Source organism: Nocardia otitidiscaviarum, from assembly GCF_007362295.1.
GTDB lineage: Bacteria > Actinomycetota > Actinomycetes > Mycobacteriales > Mycobacteriaceae > Nocardia > Nocardia otitidiscaviarum.
In genome coordinates this window covers 2,937,612-2,958,917 of record NZ_CP041695.1, presented here as the reverse complement: position 1 = coordinate 2,958,917, position 21,306 = coordinate 2,937,612, and the positions used below count along the sequence as shown (strand labels likewise).

Annotated in this window: 18 protein-coding genes and 2 pseudogenes; 9 read left to right on the top strand and 11 right to left on the bottom strand. The window is 68.8% G+C overall.

Features of this window, described 5'->3' with window-relative positions; translation table 11 throughout:
* Nucleotides 1–50: 50 nt before the first annotated feature.
* From fadD11 to FOH10_RS35605, 3 genes and pseudogenes are all read right to left on the bottom strand, one after another.
* Nucleotides 51–1,868, bottom strand: a complete 1,818-nt coding sequence (fadD11, locus tag FOH10_RS12960) for a fatty acid--CoA ligase FadD11 (protein WP_143980883.1) — start codon at nucleotides 1,866–1,868, stop codon at nucleotides 51–53.
* A gap of 250 nt (nucleotides 1,869–2,118) precedes the next feature.
* Nucleotides 2,119–2,604: pseudogene (locus tag FOH10_RS35610) on the bottom strand (RNA-guided endonuclease InsQ/TnpB family protein); the annotation flags it as partial.
* Nucleotides 2,519–3,277 carry an RNA-guided endonuclease InsQ/TnpB family protein gene (locus FOH10_RS35605; RefSeq protein ID WP_244962074.1) on the bottom strand — a complete coding sequence of 253 codons (759 nt, stop codon included), beginning with the start codon at nucleotides 3,275–3,277 and terminating at the stop codon, nucleotides 2,519–2,521. The pseudogene FOH10_RS35610 and the gene FOH10_RS35605, both read right to left, overlap by 86 nt.
* 247 nt (nucleotides 3,278–3,524) lie before the next feature.
* On the opposite strand from FOH10_RS35605, the pseudogene FOH10_RS12950 reads away from it, so the two are divergent.
* Nucleotides 3,525–3,653: pseudogene (locus FOH10_RS12950) on the top strand (TAXI family TRAP transporter solute-binding subunit); the annotation flags it as partial.
* Nucleotides 3,654–3,919: 266 nt separating this feature from the next.
* Here FOH10_RS12950 and FOH10_RS12945 read toward each other — a convergent pair.
* On the bottom strand, nucleotides 3,920–5,449 hold the full coding sequence (locus tag FOH10_RS12945; RefSeq protein ID WP_143980882.1) for a catalase: 1,530 nt from the start codon (nucleotides 5,447–5,449) through the stop codon (nucleotides 3,920–3,922).
* A gap of 194 nt (nucleotides 5,450–5,643) precedes the next feature.
* Here FOH10_RS12945 and FOH10_RS12940 point away from each other — a divergent pair, with 194 nt between their 5' ends.
* From FOH10_RS12940 to FOH10_RS12930, 3 genes are all read left to right on the top strand, one after another.
* Entirely contained in the window at nucleotides 5,644–6,483 is an 840-nt protein-coding gene (locus FOH10_RS12940) for a glucose 1-dehydrogenase (protein WP_143980881.1), read from the top strand.
* Nucleotides 6,484–6,561: 78 nt separating this feature from the next.
* Nucleotides 6,562–6,858, top strand: coding sequence for a plasmid stabilization protein (locus FOH10_RS12935; protein WP_143980880.1), 297 nt, complete (start codon nucleotides 6,562–6,564; stop codon nucleotides 6,856–6,858).
* Nucleotides 6,859–6,903: 45 nt separating this feature from the next.
* Nucleotides 6,904–7,515 carry a flavodoxin family protein gene (locus FOH10_RS12930; protein ID WP_143980879.1) on the top strand — a complete coding sequence of 204 codons (612 nt, stop codon included), beginning with the start codon at nucleotides 6,904–6,906 and terminating at the stop codon, nucleotides 7,513–7,515.
* Nucleotides 7,516–7,786: 271 nt separating this feature from the next.
* On the opposite strand, the gene FOH10_RS12925 is transcribed toward FOH10_RS12930, so the two are convergent.
* From FOH10_RS12925 to FOH10_RS12915, 3 genes are all read right to left on the bottom strand, one after another.
* Nucleotides 7,787–8,446 (bottom strand): GntR family transcriptional regulator, encoded by a 660-nt coding sequence (locus FOH10_RS12925; RefSeq protein ID WP_143980878.1) that lies wholly within the window; start codon nucleotides 8,444–8,446, stop codon nucleotides 7,787–7,789.
* On the bottom strand, nucleotides 8,433–9,179 hold the full coding sequence (locus FOH10_RS12920) for a maleate cis-trans isomerase family protein (RefSeq protein ID WP_306357577.1): 747 nt from the start codon (nucleotides 9,177–9,179) through the stop codon (nucleotides 8,433–8,435). Before FOH10_RS12920 ends, FOH10_RS12925 begins: the two co-directional genes overlap by 14 nt.
* A gap of 145 nt (nucleotides 9,180–9,324) precedes the next feature.
* Nucleotides 9,325–10,065, bottom strand: coding sequence for a maleate cis-trans isomerase family protein (locus tag FOH10_RS12915; RefSeq protein WP_029927837.1), 741 nt, complete (start codon nucleotides 10,063–10,065; stop codon nucleotides 9,325–9,327).
* Between the two features lie 133 nt (nucleotides 10,066–10,198).
* Between FOH10_RS12915 and FOH10_RS12910 the strand changes: the two genes are divergently transcribed.
* Nucleotides 10,199–11,164, top strand: coding sequence for a D-2-hydroxyacid dehydrogenase (locus tag FOH10_RS12910; protein WP_039818489.1), 966 nt, complete (start codon nucleotides 10,199–10,201; stop codon nucleotides 11,162–11,164).
* An 11-nt stretch (nucleotides 11,165–11,175) separates the two neighbouring features.
* Entirely contained in the window at nucleotides 11,176–12,570 is a 1,395-nt protein-coding gene (locus tag FOH10_RS12905; protein ID WP_143980877.1) for an amidase, read from the top strand.
* A 175-nt stretch (nucleotides 12,571–12,745) separates the two neighbouring features.
* On the opposite strand, the gene FOH10_RS12900 is transcribed toward FOH10_RS12905, so the two are convergent.
* Both FOH10_RS12900 and FOH10_RS12895 read right to left on the bottom strand, forming a co-directional pair.
* Nucleotides 12,746–14,344, bottom strand: a complete 1,599-nt coding sequence (locus tag FOH10_RS12900; protein WP_143980876.1) for an MFS transporter — start codon at nucleotides 14,342–14,344, stop codon at nucleotides 12,746–12,748.
* A 106-nt stretch (nucleotides 14,345–14,450) separates the two neighbouring features.
* Entirely contained in the window at nucleotides 14,451–15,455 is a 1,005-nt protein-coding gene (locus FOH10_RS12895) for an NAD(P)/FAD-dependent oxidoreductase (protein ID WP_143980875.1), read from the bottom strand.
* 90 nt (nucleotides 15,456–15,545) lie between these two features.
* Here FOH10_RS12895 and FOH10_RS12890 point away from each other — a divergent pair, with 90 nt between their 5' ends.
* Nucleotides 15,546–16,154, top strand: a complete 609-nt coding sequence (locus tag FOH10_RS12890; protein ID WP_221937961.1) for an XRE family transcriptional regulator — start codon at nucleotides 15,546–15,548, stop codon at nucleotides 16,152–16,154.
* Between the two features lie 162 nt (nucleotides 16,155–16,316).
* Here the strand turns inward: FOH10_RS12890 and FOH10_RS12885 are convergent, their stop codons facing one another.
* Together FOH10_RS12885 and FOH10_RS12880 are read right to left on the bottom strand one after the other, a co-directional pair.
* Nucleotides 16,317–16,814 carry a DUF3830 family protein gene (locus FOH10_RS12885; RefSeq protein WP_039818484.1) on the bottom strand — a complete coding sequence of 166 codons (498 nt, stop codon included), beginning with the start codon at nucleotides 16,812–16,814 and terminating at the stop codon, nucleotides 16,317–16,319.
* Nucleotides 16,815–16,856: 42 nt separating this feature from the next.
* Nucleotides 16,857–18,098 carry an aspartate aminotransferase family protein gene (locus tag FOH10_RS12880; protein WP_143980874.1) on the bottom strand — a complete coding sequence of 414 codons (1,242 nt, stop codon included), beginning with the start codon at nucleotides 18,096–18,098 and terminating at the stop codon, nucleotides 16,857–16,859.
* Between the two features lie 200 nt (nucleotides 18,099–18,298).
* Here FOH10_RS12880 and FOH10_RS12875 point away from each other — a divergent pair, with 200 nt between their 5' ends.
* Nucleotides 18,299–19,771 carry an NAD-dependent succinate-semialdehyde dehydrogenase gene (locus FOH10_RS12875; protein WP_143980873.1) on the top strand — a complete coding sequence of 491 codons (1,473 nt, stop codon included), beginning with the start codon at nucleotides 18,299–18,301 and terminating at the stop codon, nucleotides 19,769–19,771.
* A gap of 71 nt (nucleotides 19,772–19,842) precedes the next feature.
* Nucleotides 19,843–20,901, top strand: coding sequence for a tartrate dehydrogenase (locus FOH10_RS12870; RefSeq protein ID WP_221938029.1), 1,059 nt, complete (start codon nucleotides 19,843–19,845; stop codon nucleotides 20,899–20,901).
* Nucleotides 20,902–21,306: the final 405 nt, after the last annotated feature.

Here is a 21,306-nt window from a genome sequence, read left to right as displayed (position 1 = left end):
GGGCACGGGCGGCGGGTGGTGGCGGCCACGGCACCGGTCCGGCCGCGCGACTACGGCATGGTGGCCGCGTGGGGGTCGGACGGTTCGTGGACGTGTTCGGCGAGTTCGTCGGCGTAGAGCCGTTCGATCTCGCTCGCGTACTTCTGCGCGATGGGGGTGCGGCGCAGTTTCATGGTGAGGGTGATCTCCTCGCCGCCGGGCTCCCAGAAGGTGGGCAGGATGGTGAACCGCTTGACCTGTTCGACGCGGGAGAGTTTGGCATTGCCCGCCGCCACCCCGCGGGCGATGTCCTCGATGACGCCCTTGTCGACGGCCAGGGCCGCGGCGGAGGCGTCGGCCAGACCGCGCCCGGCCGTGTAGGGCCCGGCGGATTCGGCGTCCAGCACGATGAGGGCGGTGTTGTAGGGCCGGTTGTCGCCGATCACCGCCATGGCTCCGATGAGCGGGGTGGCGGCCTTGACGGTGTTCTCGATATTGGCCGGGGACATGTTCTTTCCGGCCGAATTGATGATGATTTCCTTCTTGCGGTCCACCACCCGCAGATATCCCTCGTCGTCGACGGTGACGATATCGCCGGTGTGCAGCCAGCCGTCGGCGTCGAGCGCCTCGGCCGTCTTCTCCGGTTCGTCGCGGTAGCGTTTCATCACCAGCGGTCCGCGCACCAGGTATTCACCGTCCTCGGCGATGCGTCCCTCCAGACCCGGCAGCAGTTTTCCGACCGTGCCCAGCCGCGCCTGTTCGGGCGGACTCACCGACGCCACACAGGTCAGTTCGGACATGCCCCAGACTTCGGAGATGGGAATGCCGAGGCCGTAGAAGAATCCGAGGGTTTCCGGTGGAATCGGCGCGGCCCCCGACAGCGCCCACTTCAATTGGTCCAGGCCGAGTTTCGCGCGCAGTGTCGACAGCACCAGCTCATCGGCCTTCGCCCATTCCGCGGCCTGCACCTCATCGAGGGAGGTGCCCGCCAACTGGGCGGCGGCCTTACGCCCGGCAACCTCCAATGCCCAGGTCAAGGCCGCCCTGCGGGTGTCGTCGGTTTCGCTGGCCACCGAGAATTCCACGGCCGCCTTGAGTTTCTCCCACACCCGCGGCACCGCGCCCCAGATGGTCGGATGCACGTCGGCCAGGGCCGCGGGCAACTGGGTGCGATCCGGCACCACCGTGATCTGGGTGCCGCGGAATTCCTGAAGGTACAGTGCCGTCACCCGGTCGGCCATATGCGCGGTCGGCAGATACGAGGTGATCCGGTCGCCGAATTCGATGGGCATGACCGATGCGTAGGTTTCGCATTCGAACGCCAGGTTCGCGTGCGTGATCTCCACGCCCTTCGGATTGCCGGTGGTCCCCGACGTGTAGCAGAGCGTGACGATATCGTCCGCGCCGACCGCCCGCCAGGTGGCGTCGAAATCGAAATCGGCGCGCCCCGACGCCATCAACTCCGCGACCCCGATGGTGCCCTCCGGGGTCCCGTCCACGCACACGATGGTCTCGATATCCACCCCCGACGCCCGCACCCGCCGCACGTACTGTTCCTCGCAGATCACCACCCGGTTGCGCGCATTGGCGAATACGTACGCCAACTGCTCCGCCGAGAGCGTGTTGTACACCGAGAACGAGGTGGCCCCCGTGTGCTGCGCGCCCACCTCGAGCGGATAGAACTCCACCCGGTTGGCCATCATGAGCGCGACGGTGTCGCCGCGCCCGATTCCCAGCGCGGACAACCCCGCCGCCACCGCCCGAACCTGGTCGGCGTACTCCCGCCACGTCAACGTCTGCGTCCCGCCCACCGAACGCACCGCCACCGCCTCCGGATCGATGGCGGCCACCCGCTGGAACGCGGCACAGGAGGTCTTCGCTTCGGCCATCACACATCTCGCTTCGCTCGGCCCGACTTTCCCTGACCGTAAAGCGAGCCCGGCCCCCGCGTGACCGATTTGCGTACATCGGCGATCGTCCTGAGGGACGGTTAGGAAACGGCCGCACCCCTCCCGCCGCGGGTGTGGCTGCCGACTGGTTCACGGTCGGGATGTGATGAGGCATCCCCCCTCGCGTGAATGGTACGACTGTTGACTTCCGTCCTGCCGTCGCGACGGCAGGATCCCTACGCAGCACCCTTCATGGGGTGTCTGTTCGGTGGGTTCCCGCTTCACTGGCGATCGCTCCGGCGAGCCGAAGTCTGACATCTCCTCCACAGGCGTTTAGCGACTCCGCCAGCCCGGCGGCGTCGAGAATGTTCAGTGCGGCATTGAAATCACGATCCAGGTAGGTGCCACACCTGGGACACGTCCACGCTCGAACGCCCAGTGGCTTCGCACCGTCGTTGTGGCGGCACATCGAGCACTGTCGCGTGGTGGGCGTCCATCGATCCACACGGACCACGCTACGTCCGTAGCGAGCCGCCTTCTCACGCAGCAAACGCAGCAGTAATGCCCACCCTGCATCATGGATCGACGTGGCCAACCGAGTGCGGACCAGAGCGACGATAGGAAGATCCTCGACGGCGATTGCTTGGTTCTCACGAATCAGCCGTAGCGCGAGTTTGTGATGGTGATCGAGCCGGGTGTCTCGTACCTTCCGATGGAGGCGCGCCACCCGAACCCGTGCCTTCTCGCGGTTCCCTACTTCCTTTCTGTTTGCGACACAGCGCCTTCTGAGCTTTCGCTATTCGACGCTGGGCCGTCCGCAGGTGCCTCGGGCTCGCGATCTTCTGCCGCTCCCCATCCGACCGCACGACGGTTACCAGGTTCGTGAGCCCCAAATCGATTCCGGCGACAGTCGCACACTCTGGCAGTGGTGTCTCGTCGATTTCGACGACGAAGGAGACGTAGTAGCTGCCGTCGGCTTCACGAATGAGGGTCACGCTCGACGGCGTCGACGGCAATGCGCGGGACCACTCCAGTCGAACCTCACCGACCTTGATCAGCCGAACGCCGCGTGTGGTCACGCGAAAACCGCACCGCGTGAAGCGAATCGACTGCCGCCGCGATCTTCGCGTCTTGAATCGTGGCTTTCCGACACGCCCGCGCTTCCCTCGCTTCGCCATGGAGTCGAACCAACTCCGATATGCCCGATCAGCATCATTGACGGCTTGGACGAGAACTACAGCTGGGACGTCCGTCAACCACGCCCGTTCCGGCGTCCGCTTCGCATCCGTGGTGACGATCTTCTGAATGTCGGCGTCACTGAGTCGAATACCAGCGTGATATGCGTCATCGCGACAGCGCAGGGCATCGTTGTACACGGTGCGTGCGCATCCGAATGTTCTCGCCAGCATCCGAACCTGCCCGTCGTTCGGGTAAGCGCGGTACCGGTAGCGGGCCAGCACACCGGGGAGCCTATTCGAGTTCGTCCGCCTCACTCGGAAATTCGTAGGACATGCCGGATCTGCCCGAACCCTGCGGCGTGTTCCCCCGGTCTACCTGACGCCGCGAATCGTCCTGCGGCGGTGTGCGAAATCCCTCGCAGCCCTCATGGTCAGCTGTGGCGCTCGAACCCGCACCAGGGCCGCGACCACTCGCGGGCACGCCGACGCACTGGTGCCCGCCGAGGCGGCGGGCACGCAGTTCCTGGACGTGCGCTCCCTGATCGACACCGCCGGCATCGCCCTGCACCCGGGCGCGGCGCGGGTGTACCGCGACCGACACGGGTGAGCGCGGACCGTAGACAGGGGGCATCCGCGCAGGGCGCACATCACCGGTCGAGGCCCGAATACGACCCACACGCCGCCCACACGCCGCCCACGCGACGGCCGTGTGCTCGACGGCGACCCGTGCGGCGATCTCCGCCGAATCGGCGGCGGGCACACTGGAAGCGCCGACCCGGACGGCGCATGCCGACGCCGCGTGCGGAGCGGCGAGCACGACGGCCCGCGCGGCGGGTTACCGGCCGTGCGGCGCGCCGCCGTGTCGGGTTGCGCTCAGGCTTTGCGCTGGGCGGACGAGCGCGCCGGGTTCGCCTGCTGTTCGGCCTTGGGATCCTTCTCGCCCTGTTTGGCGCGCACCCCGGATTCCACGCGGTCGCCGAGGTCCTTGTCGACATTGCGCCAGTAGTCGAAGGCGCGCACCAGCACCGGTTCGGTGACGCCGTTGAGCAGGTGGCCGACGATATTGTTCACCAGCCGGTCGCGGGCCGCGTCGTCGAGGACCTCGCGGACCATGGTCCCGGCCTGTCCCCAATCGTCGTCGTCGCGGCGGCGCGTGTACGCCTGCCGCACCATCTCGCCGTCGGTGTGCCAGACCGCCTGCGGTCCGGCCAGGGCCGGATCGGCGTGCGGGCCGCCCTTCGAATTCGGCACGTACACCGGATCTCCCGCATTGTGGTACCGCATGTGCCCGTCCTTGGTGTAGGAGTGGCGCGGTGAGTGCGGGGCGTTGACCGGTAGCTCCTTGTAGTTCGCGCCGATCCGGTACCGGTGCGCGTCCGGGTAGGAGAACCAGCGGCCCAACAGCATCTTGTCCGGGCTCGGCCCGGTGCCGGGCACCGCGTTGCTGGGTTCGAACGCGGCCTGCTCGATCTCGGTGTGGTAGTCGGCGGGATTGCGGTTCAACGTCATCCGGCCCACCGGGTGCAGCGGATAGTCGCCGTGCGGCCACACCTTGGTGAGATCGAACGGGTTGAACCGGTAGGTTTTGGCCTCCTCGAACGGCATGATCTGCATGGACAGCGTCCAGGACGGGAACTCCCCGGCGTCGATGTGCTCCCACAGGTCCCGGGTGTGATAGTCGGTGTCCATGGACGCCATCTGGTCGCCCTCGTCCTGGGTGAAGAACTCGATGCCCTGATCGGTCTTGAAATGGTATTTCACCCAGAATTTCGCGCCGTCGGCATTGACCCACAGATAGGTGTGGCTGGAGTAGCCGTTCATATGCCGCCAACTGCGCGGAATACCGCGATCACCCATCAGCCAGGTCACCTGGTGCGCCGATTCCGGTGACAGCGTCCAGAAATCCCACTGCATATCGTGATCGCGCAGATTGTTGTCGGCGCGGCGTTTCTGTGACCGGATGAAATCCTGGAACTTCATCGGATCACGCACGAAGAAGATCGGCGTGTTGTTGCCGACCAGGTCGAAATTGCCGTGCCGGGTGTAGAACTTGAGGGCGAAACCGCGCGGATCACGCCAGGTGTCCGGGCTGCCGCGCTCCCCGGCCACGGTGGAGAATCGGGCCAGCATCTCGGTCCTGCGGCCCGGCTGGAAGACGTCGGCGCAGGTGTAGGCGCTCACATCCTCGGTGACCTCGAAAACCCCGAAAGCGCCGCCGCCCTTGGCATGCGGCTGGCGTTCGGGCACCCGCTCCCGATTGAACGCGGCCATCTTCTCGATCAGGTACGCGTCGTTGAGCAGGATCGGCCCGTCGGGTCCCACCGTCAGCGAATGCTCATCGCTGGGGACCGGGATACCGGCGTCGTCGGTGGTGTAGATCCGTGCGGTGTCGTTCTCGGACATGTCACTCCTCTCCACGGAACCGTTCGTCGGAGGAACTACCCGGCACTGCTGTCCACACTCCTCGCGACCCTGCGGCTTGTAAAGCACGGCCGGTCGTCTCGTTTACCGGCGACCGCGCCGGGTACCGCCGCAGCGGAGGCTCTTCCCCCCGCAACCGGTGAGCTTCCCGCACCCGGACAGCAGAGGAGACCGTCGTGGGATTTCCCGAACAGCAGCAAGAGATACCCGGCACCCAGCAGCGCATGCGGCCGGTCCCCGACTGCGGGGAGGACAGCTATCGCGGCAGCGGCAAGCTCACCGGGAAGGTCGCCGTCGTCACCGGCGCCGACAGCGGCATCGGCCGCGCGGTCGCCATCGCCTACGCCCGCGAGGGCGCGGATCTGGTGCTGTCGTATCTGAACGAGCACGACGACGCGGCCGAGGTGGAGAAGTACGTGCGCGACGCGGGCCGCCGCGCCGTGCTGGTGCCCGGCGACCTCGCCGACCCCGACCGCTGCCAGGCCGTCATCGACGCCGCCGTGGACGATTTCGGGCGCATCGACATCCTGGTGAGCAACGCCGCCTACCAGATGACCCACGAGTCGCTGGAGGAGATCACCGTCGCCGAATTCGACTACACCTTCAAGGTGAATGTGAGCGCCTATTTCACGCTGGTGCGGGCGGCGCTGCCGCATATGCCCGCGGGCGGCTCCATCATCGGCAGTTCCTCGGTGAACTCGGATATGCCCTCCCCGACGCTGGCGCCCTACGCCGCCACCAAGGCCGCCATCACCAACCTGTCGGCGAGCCTGGCACAAATGCTGGGCCCCAAGGGAATTCGCGTGAACAGTGTCGCACCCGGCCCGATCTGGACACCCCTGATCCCGTCCACCATGCCGGTGCAGAAGGTGGCGAACTTCGGTGACGACACCCCGCTGGGCCGCGCCGGACAGCCCGCCGAACTCGCCCCCGTGTACGTACTGCTCGCCAGCGACGAGGGCAGCTACGTGTCCGGGGCCCGCGTCGCGGTGACCGGCGGCCGACCGATTCTGTGAACCCGCCGCTTCCGTGAACCGGCCGCCCCCGCGTTTGCCACCGGGTCGCCCGGCTATATCCCGTGCAGGAGGTGCGTCATGCCGAAGGAATGGACCGACAAGCAGGAACGCCAGTACGAACACATCCGGAAATCCGAACGCGACCAGGGTGCCAGCGCGAAACGCGCCAAGGAGATCGCCGCCCGCACCGTGAACAAGGACCGTGCCCGCTCCGGGCAGACGAAATCATCGGGCGGCTCCCGGTCCCGCTCGGGCGGTCGCGGATCCAGCGGACCGACCCGCGACCAGCTCTACGAGGAAGCCAAGAACCGCGATATCCACGGCCGCTCCCGCATGACCAAGGCCCAACTGGCCAGGGCGCTCGGCCGCAACTGACCCGCCCGAGCCGCCACCGACCCCGATCGAAGGACAGCGATCCGCATGACCGCACTCACCGCCACCGCTCTCGTCTGCACGCTGAAGAAGTCACCCGCCGACTCCTCCAGCGATCTCATCGCCCGCCAGATCCTCGACGCCCTCACCACCCACGAGGTGAAGGGGCAGGTGCTGCGCGTCGCCGACTACGACGTGCTGCCCGGGGTGAGCGCCGACGAGGGCGACGGCGACGAGTGGCCGCGACTGCGCGCCGAGATCGCGGCCTCCGACATCCTGGTCGTCGCCACCCCGACCTGGGTCGGGCACATGTCCTCCATCGCCCAGCGGGTACTGGAACGCCTGGACGCCGCACTGTCCGAAACCGACGAGGCGGGCCGCCCCGCCATGACCGGCAAGGTGGCCGTGGCCGCGGTGGTCGGCAACGAGGACGGCGCGCACAAGATCGTCGCCGACCTGTTCCAGGGGCTGAACGACATCGGGTTCACCATCCCGTCACAGGGCTGCACCTACTGGAACGACCAGGCCATGGGCGGCACCGACTACAAGGACCTGGACCAGGTGCCCGAGGCCGTGGCCGCCACCACCGCGACCGTGGCCCGCAATGCCGCGCATCTGGCGCGGGTGCTGACGGAACGGAACTACCCCGCGCCGCGTTAGGGCGCGGACAGCGTGCGCACCCCAGAAGCACCGCGGCGTGTCCCGTGTCCTCGCCGCGTCGGGACGGGCCGACAGTGTCTCCCGCACACGTGCGCTTCGCGCCCGAGGCACAGGCGCTGCGCACCGATGCGCACCGACGCGTCCGGCGGGAGACCCGCGGCCCCGCGGCATCATGTCCGGGGCCGGTCCGGCGTCGGTACGCGCACGCACAGCCGACCAGCACACTCCGCGCCGGTAGGCACACGGCCGACCGGCGCACTCCGGCACCAGGTCAAAAGCGGGTGCGCAGCCGGGTGACCGCGTCCTCCATATGCTCGAGCAGCAGTCGTCGGGCGCGTTCGGGCGGACCGTCGCCGATGGCCGCACGCAACTCCTCGTGCTCGGCCACCTGCACGGCCAGATCGGCGTAGGTGCTCTGCAACGCGCCGATGCACATGCGGGTCTCGATGAGCAGGGTGTCCGCGGCGCGCACCAGGCGGGCACTGCCGCAGCAGGCGACCAGCGACTTGTGGAACGCGTGGTCGGCGTCGGAGACCCCGGCCGCGTCCCCACGCGCGGCGGCCGCGCGCATGGCGGCCACCCCGGGTGCGAGCGCGGCCGCGGCCTGCTCGCGGCGGCCCTCCAGGATCAGGTCCAGCGCACCGCCCTCGATGGCGGTCCGGGCCCGGTAGATGTCGACCACATCGTCGAGGGTGAGGTCGATGACGAAGATGCCGCGGTGGCGGATGCTGTAGGCCAGCCCCTCCGACACCAGGCGCTGCATGGCCTCCCGCACCGGTCCGCGGGAGACGTCGAACTGGGCGGCCAGATCGGCCTCCACCAGTTGGGTGCCGGGTTCGAGGGTGCCGTCGACGATCGCCGAGCGCAGCCGGTCGGCGATCATCTCCGCCGTCGAGCGACGGTCCACCGGCTGGAATTCAACGGTCTGCATAGGTCTTTCTCTCCGTGAACAGCGATCCCAGCAATGGGTGGGGTGGTAGTCGGTCCAGCAGCCCGGCCAGGCGCAGGCCCTCCCAGATGGTGACCTGATTGGCGGTCAGCACCGGTTTGCCCAGCGCCGCTTCCAGTTCCGGCAGCACCGCCAGGGTGTGCATGGCGGTATCGGGCACCAGCAGCGCCTGCGCGTCGGGGTGGTCGTTGGCCGACACCAGCGCGGTCACCTGCGCGGGGGAGAGGGTGCCGACCTCGGCGGCGGTGTCGATCCCGGCGCTGGACATGGACACCACGGTGATTCCGGCGGCGGCGAGGAAGTCGACGAACAGCCGCGCCACCTCGTCGGGATAGCTCGCCACCACCGCCACCCGGGTCACGCCCAGTGCGTGCGCCGCGTGCGTGAACGCGAAACTGGTGCTCGACGCCGGGACACCCGCGGCCCGCGCCAACCCCTCGGCCTGGCCGCGCGCACCGTCGGGCCCGTACACGAAACTGCCCGAGGTGCACGCCCATACGACGGCGGCGGGACGATGCGGGGCGAGCAGGTCGGCACCGTGTGCCAGTTTCTCCGGGCTGCCCAGGTCGAGCAGTTCGGGCACGGCGTGCAGATCGGTGCCGTAGATGTGCGCGACCGGCAATTCCACTCCCAGCAGGGCGGCGGCGCGCGGATAGTCGTCCTCGGCGGCGTGGTCGGGGTAGACGAATCCGACCGTCGCGGGCACGGCCCGCACCGCCGCGTCCGTCGTGCCCTCGGGACGGGGCGCGTGGCCGGTCGCGGGGTCGCCGCCATCCGTCCCGGTGATGCCGTGTCGGGCGGTGTCGTGTCGGGTGTCGTGTTCGGTCACGGGATACCTCGCATCATCGGAGCTCGCATCATCAGAAAACGTCCTGGAGCCATTTGCCGGGGCCCATCATGGGCAGCTTCATCCGCCCCAGACAGGCCCACATGGTGAGTTGGTTGGCGGTGAGCACGGGTTTGCCGAGCGCCTTTTCGAGCGGTTCGACGAGGTCGTAGGTGGGCAGGTTGGTGCAGCTGACGAAGATGGCCTCGGCGTCGGGATCGTCGGCGAACATGATGCGTTCGGCGATGGTCCGATAGCTGACCTTCCAGATGCCGCCGCCGAGCCCGAGGTGGTCGGAGCGCACCACCGCACAGCCGAGCTCGCCGAGGAAGTCGTGCAGTTTGTGGGTGAGCACCTCGTCGTAGGGGGTGATGACCGACAGCCGGGTCAACCCCAGTTTCGCGATGGCCTCGGCGAGTGCGCCGGAGGTGGTCACCGCGTCGCGGGCACCCGCCCGGCAAATGGTGCGCCGCAGCGATTTCTCATACGCCAGTCCCTTGATGAAGCTGCCCGAGGTGCACAGGTAGGCGACCACCTCGGGCTCCACGTGCAGCACGTTGCGGGTCGCGGACGTCAGATGGACGGCGTCCGAGACCAGTTCGGCCATCTCCAAGGAGACCGGCACCGGTTCATAGGGCGTCCGGGCGAGGTGCAGGCTCACCTCGAGTGGTACCCAGCGCCACAATTCGCGTTCCAACGCGAGGTCGAAGGGGGCGATGACTCCGATGCCACGTTGCGCCACCGGCCCCTCGAACTCGGGGAGAAACAGTTCCACGACGGCCCCTCTCGCCCGCGGTGCAGAACCCTTTCTGCCGGGAGCGACGCGCCCGGCAACCCCCGAGCGAGACTCCAGGGGTGTACACACTCGGATTGTTGACAATCGTACGATGACTTTCTAGCCTGTCAACGTGGAAAAGGGGCCAATTGTGACTGTTCTCCACGACGGCAACCTACCGGACCCACATCTCATGGCCCCGGTGGCGCAGCGCGCGACGATTCGCTACACCGAAGCCGACGGCCTCGAGACCGCGTTGCGCGGTGCCGACGTGCTGTTCGTGTACGACTTTCTCTCCCAAGCGATCCCGGGAGCCTGGCAGGGCGCCGACCGGCTGCGGTGGCTGCACATCGCCGCCACCGGCGTCGATCCGGTCATGTTCGACGACCTGATCGCCAGCGACGTCGTGGTCACCAACACCCGCGGCGTCTTCGACCGGCCGATCGCCGAATACGTACTCGCCCAGATCCTCAACTTCGCCAAGGGGCTGCCCGAATCGCAGCGCCTACAGGCCGAACACCGGTGGCGGCACCGCAACGGCGAACGGATCGCCGGAGCCACCGCACTGGTGGTCGGCACCGGGGCGATCGGCCGCGAGATCGCCCGGCTGCTGCGCGCGGTCGGCATGCGGGTGCGGGCGGTGGGCCGGCGCGCCCGCCGCGACGACCCCGACTTCGGTGTCGTCGGCGACGACCTGCTCGCCGCGCTGCCGCACGCCGACTACGTCGTCGCCATCGCACCGCTGACGCCGTCGACGCGCCACATGTTCGACGCGCGTGCTTTCGCCGCCATGTCCCCGCGTACACGTTTCATCAACGTCGGTCGTGGGGAATTAGTGGTGACAGACGATCTGGTTGCCGCGATGCGGTCCGGGACGATCGCGGGTGCCGCACTCGATGTGGTCGACCCCGAACCGTTGCCCGCCGGACACCCGCTGTGGGACCTGCCCGACGTTCACCTCACGCCACACAACTCCGGCGATACCGCCGGGTGGCGGGAGGAACTGGTGGCGGCGTTCGCGAGCAATTTCGCCAACTGGATCGCGGGTCGGCCGCTGGACAACGTGGTCGACAAGGAGCTCGGGTACGTGCCCGCCTAAGGAGGCCAGCAATGTCGCACCCCGACATCCCCACCGATCCGTCCGCCATGACCGCGGTCGAGCTCGTCTCCGCCTATGCCGCGGGCGCGCTCTCCCCGGTCGAGGCGACCCACGCGATCCTCGACACGATCGCCGAACGCGACCGTGACGTCAACGCCTACTGCCTGGTGGATCCCGATCGCGCGCTCATCCAGGCCAAGGATTCCGAACAGCGCTGGCACAGCGGCCATGTCAAGGGCCTGCTGGACGGTGTGCCGATCTCCATCAAGGACATCTTCCTCACCGAGGGCTGGCCCACCCGGCGCGGCTCCAAGGCCATCGCCGCCGATGTGCCGTGGCCGGTGGACAGTCCGGTGACCGCGCGGCTGCGCGAGGACGGCATGGTGTTCCTCGGCAAGACCACCACGCCGGAGCTGGCATGGAAGGCCACCACCGACAGCCCGCTCACCGGCATCACCCGCAATCCGGTCGATCCCACCCGCACCGCGGGCGGCTCCTCCGGCGGCAGCGCGGCCGCGGTGGCGGGCGGGATGGGACCGGTGTCGGTCGGCACCGACGGCGGCGGCAGTGTGCGCATTCCCGCCGCGTTCTGCGGCATCGTCGGCTTCAAACCCACGCACGGCCGGATTCCGCTGTACCCGGCCAGCCCGTTCGGTCCGCTCGCCCACGCCGGACCCATGACCCGCACGGTCGAGGACGCGGCGCTGCTCATGGACATCCTGTCGCTGCCCGATCCCCGCGATCCGACCGCGCAGCCGCCCATGCTCACCACCTTCCGCGCCGAAATGCAGCGTGATGTGCGCGGTCTGACCGTCGCGTACTCGCCGACCCTCGGCTACGTGGACGTCGATCCGGAGGTGGCCGCGGTGGTCGGCGCCGCCGTGGAGCGGCTGGCCGAGGCCGGACTGCGGGTGGTCACCGCCGACCCCGGCTTCACCGATCCGCGCGAAGCGTTCGAGAACCTGTGGGCGGCCGGCGCGGCCACCATGCTGTCGAAATTCCCCGACGGCAGCCGCGAGATCGTCGACCCCGGCCTGGCACGGGTGTGGGAGCACGGCGAGCACCTCACCGCCATCGACTATCTCGACGCCCGCGCCACCGCCGCCGACGTCGGCATCGTGATGGGCGCCTTCCACACCGCCCACGACGTGCTCATCACCCCCACGGTCCCGATCCCCGCCTTCGACGCCGGACACGACGTGCCGCCCGGCAGCGACCTGCACAGCTGGCCGCAGTGGACCCCGTTCACCTACCCGTTCAACCTCACCCAGCAGCCCGCCATCAGCATCCCCGCCGGCACCACCGCCGCCGGACTGCCGGTGGGCATGCAGATCGTCGGCCCGCGCCACTCCGACGACCTGGTGCTGGCGCTGGCCCGCTACGCCGAGGCCGTCCTCGCGGCCTGACACCTGCCCACGCCCCCGCTCGACACACCTCTACGGAACACCCTGAGCTGGGTGGCGGATTCGCGGACCTGGCCAGTTCAGTCGCGAGTGCCGTCGCAGGCAGGCAGGGCAGTACCGGGCTGGCGTTGCCCGGGCCCACACCTCAACCCAGGGACGGCTGCAGGCTGTTGCGTGGTCAGCGCGATGTGATCGGCTCGGGCGCTTCGGCCTCCGGCGCCGGATAGGCGCGGGTGTTCTCGGGGCCGGCCGTGAGGATGTAGAGGCACAGGGCACCCATGACGCCGACACCCACCCACATGGCCTGCTGCCAACCGTCGACGAAGGACTGCTGGGCAGCCTGGATCAGCTGCTGTGCGTGAGACCCTGCACCGTCGGCGGCGTCGACGGCATTGGCGATGCCTTCGCGTGCGGTGTTCGCGGTGTCGTGCGGGATGCCGTCGAGCTTGCCGTCGATGGTGTTGCGGTAGCCGGTGGCCACGAGGGCGCCGAGCAGGGCGACACCGAGTGCGGTGCCGAATTCGCGGGTGACGTCGTTGAGAGCGGAGGCGACGCCCTGCTTGTCTCGTGGCAGAGAGCTGGTGATGGCCTGAGTGGAGGGAGTCATCGCCAGGCCCATGCCGATTCCCATGGCGAGGATGCCGGGCAGGATGGACAGGTAGCCGCCGTCGACGGAGGCGCACCCGGCCATGTGCGCCAGGCCGACGCCGCCCACTGCGATGCCGATCGCCATGGTCGGGCGGGAGCCGATGCGCTCGGCCACCTTGGGGGCCAAACCGGAGGTCATCATCATCGCCACGGCCATGGGCATCAGCGCCAGCGTGGCCAGCAGGCCCGACCAGCCGAGCACCGCCTGGAAGAACGGGAACAGCACGACGGCGATGCCGGCTTGGACACCGAAGACGACCAGTAGCGTGATCGAGCCGCCGGCCAGGCCGCGCTCACCGAAGAGGCTGACATCCAGTAGCGCCGTGTCGCGGCGGCGCAGTTCCCATGCCACGAACCCGACGGTGGCGAGGAGGCCCACGCCGAGGCTGATCAGTGTCGCGGGTGCCGTCCAGCCTCGTTCGGGGCCTTCTTGCAGGACGAAGATGAGGCCGACCACGGCGACGACGGAGATCAGCGCCCCGACGGTATCGAAGGCGTGCGAGGAGTGCTCGCGCGAGTTCGGCACCGCGGTGAGCGCCGTGGCCAAGGCTGCGATGACCAGAGCCACGGGCAGGACGAACAGCCAGCGCCAGGCGGCGACGTCGACGAGCAGTGCGGACAGGAACATACCCAGGATGCCGCCGCCGCCGGCGACGCCCGTCCACACACCGATCGCTTTGCCGCGCTGTTCTTCGGGGAAGGTGGAGGTGATCACCGCAAGGGTGATGGGCATGATCATGGCCGCCCCGATGCCGGCAACCATGCGCGCACCGAGCATCCCCTCGGTGTTCGGAGCGAGGCCCGCCACGACGTTCGCGACGCCGAAAACGGCCAGGCCCACGATGAGCACGGGTTTGCGGCCCAGCCGGTCACCGATGGCACCGAGCGGCAGCAGCAAAGCGGCCAGGGTGAGGGTGTAGATATTGATGATCCACAGAATGGTGTTCTGCGAGGCGCCGAACTCGACAGCCATCTGGGTCTGGGCGACACCGAGCCCGGAGACCGAGGAGATGACGGCCATCAGCGCGATCGAGACCGCGATCAGGATGGCGCGCAGCTGACCTGCATCCGGTGTGCCGCCGTCCGGGGTCGAGTCGGGGGCGACGTGTGCGGGTTGGTTGGTATTCATGGCTTCCTCCCGAAAAGGGCATGACGAAGTCGGCGCCGGGGCAGCGCCCGGGCGCCGGGACCGGCGAATCGACTCGGGGCTCGCGGGACGAACGCGGACCGTTCGGTCAGGTGGTGGCCCGCATCGCGGCCAGAGCCGCGTCGGTGTCCGCGGTGGCGAGCATGGCGTTGATGTGGGCTCCGGCCAGTGCGCCGGCCGCCGCGGACGCACCGACCTGGGCGGCAAGGTCGGTCGCGTTACCGGCCACCCACACGCCGGGCACGTCGGTGGCGCCGGCCATGCCGGAGGAGAACCGGCGGCCCATGTTGTCGGGCAGATCCTCCATCGGCAGCTCGAGTTGTTCCAGGCCCGCGGTGCGGGCCCGCATGTGGGTGGCGACCGCGAGGACACGGCGGGCGACCACCCGACCGTCGGTCAACCGGACACCGGTGAGGGTGCCGTCGGCGGCGGTGACGACCTCCGCCACCGGAGTGTCGACGACGGTGATGTCGCGGGCGGCGAAGCGCGCGCGAGTGTCGCGGTCGAGGTCGGTGTCGCCGGTGAAAAAGACCAGGTCGCCGGTCAGCTGGCGGAACAGCAGCGCGTGATGGATCGAGACCGGTCCGGTGGCGATGATGCCGATGGGCTCGTCGCGCACCTCCCAGCCATGGCAGTACGGGCAGTGCACCACGCCGTGGCCCCAGTGCTGTGCCAGGCCCGGTACGTCGGGCAGCACATCGCGCAGCCCGGTCGCCACCAGCACACGGCGGGCGGTCAGGGTGCGGCCGTCGGTCAGGGTGGCGGTGAATCTCGGGTCACCGTCTGGGGACGGGGCTGCGGGCGCAGTGGAAGCCACTGTCGCGTACACCACCCGGCCGCCGTAGTGGCGCACCTGTTGCCGTCCTCGTTCGAGCAGCTGCGCGGGCGGGGTGCCGTCGAGCACCAGGAAGCCGTGCATGGCCTCGGCGGGCGCGTTGCGGGGTTCTCCGCTGTCGATCACGACGACCGAACGACGGGAGCGGGCGAGCATCAGCGCACCGTTGAGTCCCGCGGCGCCCCCGCCGATCACCACGACGTCGATGGTCTCGTCGGGCACTGTGTCGGACGCGTAGGTGAAAGCGGTCTCCGCCATATCCTTGTCCCTTCATGCCTGGTCCAGCTGTTCTGGACAGCTACGAGCGACCATAACCGCAGTTTGCAGTACAGGCATACACTGTTGCCCATGACGCAAGAAGATGGTGAACTGGACAGCCTCGTACGCAAACGCATCCGCGCGTTACGCGTGGCACAGGGCTGGTCCCTGGAAGAACTCGCCACCCGCGCGCACCTGAGCCAGTCCACCCTCTCCCGTATCGAGAACGGCCAGCGACGGCTCGCTCTCGATCAGCTGGTCACCCTCGCCCGCGCGCTGGACACCACGCTGGACCAACTGGTGGAGACCGCGGCCGACGATGTCGTCATCAGTCCGATGATCGACGCCGCGCACGGGCTCATGCGCTGGTCGATCAAGGGCGTACCGGGCATGAGCGTCGTGCGTCAACGCATGACCGAACCTCCACCGGACAACCCCGCCCGGATGCGCGCGCACCCCGGCCGCGAGTGGCTGGTCGTCCTGTCCGGCACCGCGATCCTCATGCTCGGCCACCGGCGCTTCCGCGTCGAGACCAACCAGGCCGCCGAGTTCCCCACCATGCTGCCGCATGCCATCGGCACCGAAGGCGGCCCGTGCGAAATTCTCGGCATCTTCGACCGCGACGCCCGCCGAGGCCACCAACGCGACGGTGCGGGAGAGCCGAGCGCGGACTGCACAGCGGACGGCTCCTGCACCTGATCACCGCGGCCGCGCCTGTGCGGCCACTGCGCCAACAAGATTGGAAACCGGCACTCGGAAAACACCGACGAATCGAGGGTGTCTGCACCGACGTGTCGACGCCGCACCGGGACCGGTCTGCGCGGACCCGTCCCGGTGCGGATGTCACCCGGCGTGCGGATGTCAGTCGGCGCGGGCGAAGGCGAGCGTTTCGCCCTCCACGCCGCGCAGCCACAGGGTATTGCAGGCGGCGGCGATCTCGGCGAGGCCGTCTTCGATGGTGGCGAAGACATTGCCGGGGACCCAGCCCAGGTCGCCGTTGATGAGCAAGTTGTTGCGACCGTAGAACAGGGCCAGATCGGTGGCGCCCTGGGCGTGGTGGGCGGCCGAGCCCGGTTCGTAGCCGTAGGCGGGGTTGCCGATCTCCCACGGCTCGAAGTCGAACAGGCACACGTCGCCGGGAATCGGTGTGACCGTGGGGTTTTCCCGATGCGGGGCGGCGGTGATGCGGGGGAGCAGGGTGTAGACCTCGTTGCGGGCGTACTTGGCGTGGAAGGCGTCACCTTCCTGCGGTAGCGCGTTCCACACCGCCTCGCAGGTGTGCGGGGCCTGCTCGTCGAGCAGGCGGGCGCGGCAGCTCACCCCGGCCTTGGTGAGAGTGATGGTCAGATAGCGGGTCATGGGTTCAGCCTTCCGTATCGGTGGGGCGGAGTTCGGCCGCGCTCACAGCTCGGCGAGCACCGCCTCCCAGATGTCGAGGCCCTCGCGGATCTGTTCGGCGGTCGCGACCAGCGCCGGGATCATGCGCACCACGTTCATGTGCGCGCCGCACGCCAGCAGCAGCATGCCCTTCTCCACCGCCAGCCGCCGCGCCTCGGTGGCCGTGGCCGTATCGGGTTCCCCTGCGGCCGTAGTGAATTCGGCACCCACCATGAGGCCGAGACCGCGCACGTCGCCGATGCCGGAGGTGGCGCGGGCCCGCACCCCGTCGAGCAGTTCACGACCACGCAGCGCCGCGTTCTCGACCAGACCCTCCTTCTCGATCACCTCGAGGGTGGCCAGGGCGGCCGCGCACGCCACCGCGTTCCCGCCGTAGGTGCCGCCCTGCGAACCGGGCCAGGCCCGCGCCATGAGCTCGGCCGGAGCCGCGATACCCGAGAGCGGGAAGCCGCTGGCCAACCCCTTGGCGATGGTGATGATGTCGGGCCGGATACCGAAGTGCTGATGCCCGAAGAACTTTCCGGTGCGCCCGAACCCGGTCTGGATCTCGTCGAGCACCAGCAGAATCCCGTGCCGGTCGGCGCGCTCACGCAAACCCTGCAGGAATCCGGCGGTGGCGGGCACGTAGCCGCCCTCACCGAGCACCGGTTCCACGACGAAGGCCGCGGTCTCGGCCGGGGAGGTGAGGGTGGCCAGGATGTAGTCCAGTTCCCGCAGCGCGAAATCGGTGGCCTGTTCCTCGCTCCAGCCGTAGCGGAACGCGGTGGGGAAGGGGGCCACGTGCACCCCGCCTATGAGCGGGCTGAAACCGGCCGAGAAACGGGTGCCGGAGGTGGTCATGGTGGCGGCGGCGACGGTACGGCCGTGGAAACCGCCGTGGAAGACGATGATGTTCGGCCGCCCGGTGGATTGCCGCGCCAACCGTAAAGCCGCCTCGACGGCCTCACTGCCGGAATTGGCGAAGAACAGCGAATCCAACCCCTCCGGCAGCACTTCACCGAGCTTCTCGGTGAGATCGAGCAGCGGCCGGTGCATGACGGTCGTGTACTGGCCGTGCACCAGCTTCGCCACCTGCGCCTGCGCGGCCTCCACCACGCGCGGATGACAGTGGCCGGTGCTGGTGACGCCGATCCCGGCGGTGAAGTCCAGGTAGCGGCGGCCGTCGGTGTCGTACAGGTAGCAGCCCGCACCGTGGTCGACGGTGACGGGGGTGGCCTGGAGGAGGACGGGGGACAGGGCAGTCATGGGTGATCGCCTCCGGAACGGTCCGGCGCGGGCGGGGAGTTCGGACATCGATCCGGCGGGCCGGACGGTGGGAACTCGAGGACAGCGTCGGCGCGATTGTCTATTGTCGGATTGTCGACAATATGCATAACATGTGCGGCAGTACGGCGGCAATGGACTCGGCCGCATCACCTGCGGCCACGGCGGGAGGAACGGGAGCCATGCTCACCGAGACACACCTGACCCAGACGGAACGCGACGCCATCGACAGCATCCCCCACGGACTGTTCATCGACGGCGACTGGCGGCCCGGCACCGACACCATGCCGGTCACCGACCCGGCCACCGGCGAACGGTTGCGCACCGTCGCCGACGCGAGCCCCGACGACGGCCTGCGCGCCCTCACCGCGGCCGCCGCCGCCCAGGCCGACTGGGCGCGCACCCCACCCCGGCAGCGCAGCGACATCCTCCTGCGCGCCCACCGCCTGCTGCTCGACGACGTCGAACGCCTCGCCCTGGTCATGACCCTGGAAATGGGCAAACCCCTCGCCGAGGCACGCGGCGAGGTCGCCTACGCGGCCGAATTCCTGCGCTGGTTCGCCGAAGAGGCGGTACGCCTCGACGGCGGCTACATGCCCGCACCCACCGGCGGGTCCCGCTTCCTGGTCACCCGGCAGCCGGTCGGACCCAGCCTGCTCATCACCCCGTGGAACTTCCCGATGGCCATGGGCGCCCGCAAGATCGGGCCCGCGCTCGCCGCCGGCTGCACCTGCGTGGTCAAACCCGCCGAGCAGACACCACTGTCGATGCTGGCGCTGGCCGAGGTCCTGCACCGCGCCGGAGCGCCCGCCGGTGTGGTCAATGTGGTCACCACCTCCGATCCGGCGGCGCTCATCGGGCCCGTCATCGCCGACGGCCGCGCCCGCAAACTCTCCTTCACCGGCTCCACCGCCGTCGGCAAACTGCTGCTGGAGCAGTGCGCGCGCACCGTCATGCGCACCTCCATGGAACTCGGCGGCAACGCACCCTTCCTGGTGTTCGACGACGCCGACCTCGACGCCGCCGTGGACGGCGCCATGCTCGCCAAGATGCGCAATATCGGGCAGGCGTGCACCGCCGCCAACCGCATCCTGGTGCAGCGCGGCATCGCCGACGCCTTCGCCACCCGGCTCGCCGACCGTATGGCCGCGCTGCCCATGGGCCGCGGCACCGAACCCGGGGTGGTGGTCGGGCCGCTCATCGACGCCGACGCCGTCGCCAAGGTCACCGAACTGGTCGCCGACGCCCGCCGACGCGGCGCCACCGCCGTCACCGGCGGCGAACCCCATCCCGGGCCCGGAAACTTCTATCCCGCCACGGTGCTCACCGATGTGCCCGCCGACGCCCCGATCGGGCACACCGAGATCTTCGGTCCGGTCGCCGCGCTGTCGGTGTTCGACACCGAAGCCGAGGCGGTCACTCGCGCCAACGACACCCCGTACGGGCTCGTCTCCTACGTCTACACCGAGAACCTGCGCCGCGGGCTGCGCGTCAGCGAGGCCCTCGACACCGGCATGGTGGGGTTGAACCAGGGTGTGGTGTCGGATCCGGCCGCGCCGTTCGGTGGGGTCAAGGAGTCCGGGCTCGGTCGCGAAGGCGGACTGGTGGGCATCGACGAATTCCTGGAAACCAAATACATCCGGGTCGCGCTGTGACCCGGCCGCCCGTGACCCGTCGGCCGTGACTCGACGCCCGTGACTCGACCCCCGTGACTCGACAAGGAGACATCGTGACCTATCGCATCGCCACCATTCCCGGTGACGGGATCGGCGTGGACGTGACGGCCGAGGCCGTCGCCGTGGTCGACGCCGTACTGCCCGGGGTCGAATGGACCGCATTCGACTGGTCGTGCGAGAACTATCTGCGCACCGGCGCCATGATGCCCTCCGACGGACCCGAACGGTTGGCCGGATTCGACGCCATCCTGCTCGGCGCGGTCGGATTTCCCGGTGTGCCCGACCATATTTCGCTGTGGGGGCTGCTGATCCCGCTGCGCCGCGCGTTCGGCCAGTACGTGAACCTGCGCCCGGTGCGGCTGCTGCCCGGCACCGAATCCGCACTGCGCGACCGCACCGCCGCCGATCTCGACATCCTCATCGTGCGCGAGAACTCCGAGGGGGAGTACTCCGAGATCGGTGGCCGCCACAATCCCGGCCGTCCCGACGAATTCGTGCTCCAGGAGTCGGTGTTCACCCGGGTGGGCTGTGAACGCATCATCCGCTACGCCTTCGATCGCGCCCGCGACCGCGGCCGCCGCCTGTGCTCGGCCACCAAATCCAACGGCCTCATCCACTCCATGCCGTACTGGGACAGCATCGTCGACGAGGTCGCCGCCGACTACCCCGACGTCACCGTCCGCTCCATGCACGTCGACGCCCTCGCCGCCGAAATCGTCCTGCACCCCGACCGTCTCGACGTCATCGTCGGCTCCAACCTCTTCGGCGACATCCTCTCCGACCTCGCCGCCGCCGTCACCGGCGGCCTCGGCCTGGCTCCCTCCGGCAATATCAACCCCGCCCGCGACACCCCGTCGATGTTCGAAGCCGTCCACGGCAGCGCCCCCGATATCGCGGGCCAGGGCATCGCCAACCCGGTCGCCCAGATCCTCGCCGCCGCCATGATGCTCGACCATCTCGGCGAATCCGCGGCGGCCACCGCCATCGACGCCGCCGTCTGCGCGGTCCTCGAAGAAGGCCGGGTGCTCACCCCGGATCTGGGCGGCACCGCCACCACCTCCGAACTGGGCAAGGCCATCGCGTCGCGAGCGGCGGAGTCGATGGGCTGAGGGCTGCGGCGAACAACTCCACAGCACATATCGTCACAGTGACGAATTACCGCCACGGAGCAACGTGACCAGCACGGGGGAGTAGGGAGATCGGGTCACGTCGAGAGATGTTTCGACGGCGGGTGCCCACAAGCGCGCACGGGAGTCGGTGTCGCGATCAGATCAAGGGTGATCTTGGCTCCCCATCGCCCGTATACCGATTACACGGACAGAGGAAGGCCGCTTTCTCCACGAGGTCCTGCCGCTCGGTCGAGACCTTTTCGGGCGATGAGTTATCGGACACTTCCACTCCTTCGAGGTCGAGGAAGCGATCACGCGTCGAACGAGGAACCTCCTCGTACTGCGAAGCGCCCGAGCTCAATAGCCCCCCCCCGACTCCTCCAGTAATACGTCACAGTGACATAT

What these genes read in the sequence shown, in the direction of transcription:
- fadD11 (WP_143980883.1), bottom strand. Translation starts at nt 1,868, where the DNA reads ATGGCCGAAGCGAAGACCTCCTGTGCCGCGTTCCAGCGGGTGGCCGCC.
- FOH10_RS35605 (WP_244962074.1), bottom strand. Translation starts at nt 3,277, where the DNA reads ATGCTGGCGAGAACATTCGGATGCGCACGCACCGTGTACAACGATGCC.
- FOH10_RS12945 (WP_143980882.1), bottom strand. Translation starts at nt 5,449, where the DNA reads ATGTCCGAGAACGACACCGCACGGATCTACACCACCGACGACGCCGGT.
- FOH10_RS12935 (WP_143980880.1), top strand. Translation starts at nt 6,562, where the DNA reads ATGCCGAAGGAATGGACCGACAAGCAGGAACGCCAGTACGAACACATC.
- FOH10_RS12930 (WP_143980879.1), top strand. Translation starts at nt 6,904, where the DNA reads ATGACCGCACTCACCGCCACCGCTCTCGTCTGCACGCTGAAGAAGTCA.
- FOH10_RS12925 (WP_143980878.1), bottom strand. Translation starts at nt 8,446, where the DNA reads ATGCAGACCGTTGAATTCCAGCCGGTGGACCGTCGCTCGACGGCGGAG.
- FOH10_RS12905 (WP_143980877.1), top strand. Translation starts at nt 11,176, where the DNA reads ATGTCGCACCCCGACATCCCCACCGATCCGTCCGCCATGACCGCGGTC.
- FOH10_RS12900 (WP_143980876.1), bottom strand. Translation starts at nt 14,344, where the DNA reads ATGAATACCAACCAACCCGCACACGTCGCCCCCGACTCGACCCCGGAC.
- FOH10_RS12895 (WP_143980875.1), bottom strand. Translation starts at nt 15,455, where the DNA reads ATGGCGGAGACCGCTTTCACCTACGCGTCCGACACAGTGCCCGACGAG.
- FOH10_RS12890 (WP_221937961.1), top strand. Translation starts at nt 15,546, where the DNA reads ATGACGCAAGAAGATGGTGAACTGGACAGCCTCGTACGCAAACGCATC.
- FOH10_RS12885 (WP_039818484.1), bottom strand. Translation starts at nt 16,814, where the DNA reads ATGACCCGCTATCTGACCATCACTCTCACCAAGGCCGGGGTGAGCTGC.
- FOH10_RS12880 (WP_143980874.1), bottom strand. Translation starts at nt 18,098, where the DNA reads ATGACTGCCCTGTCCCCCGTCCTCCTCCAGGCCACCCCCGTCACCGTC.
- FOH10_RS12875 (WP_143980873.1), top strand. Translation starts at nt 18,299, where the DNA reads ATGCTCACCGAGACACACCTGACCCAGACGGAACGCGACGCCATCGAC.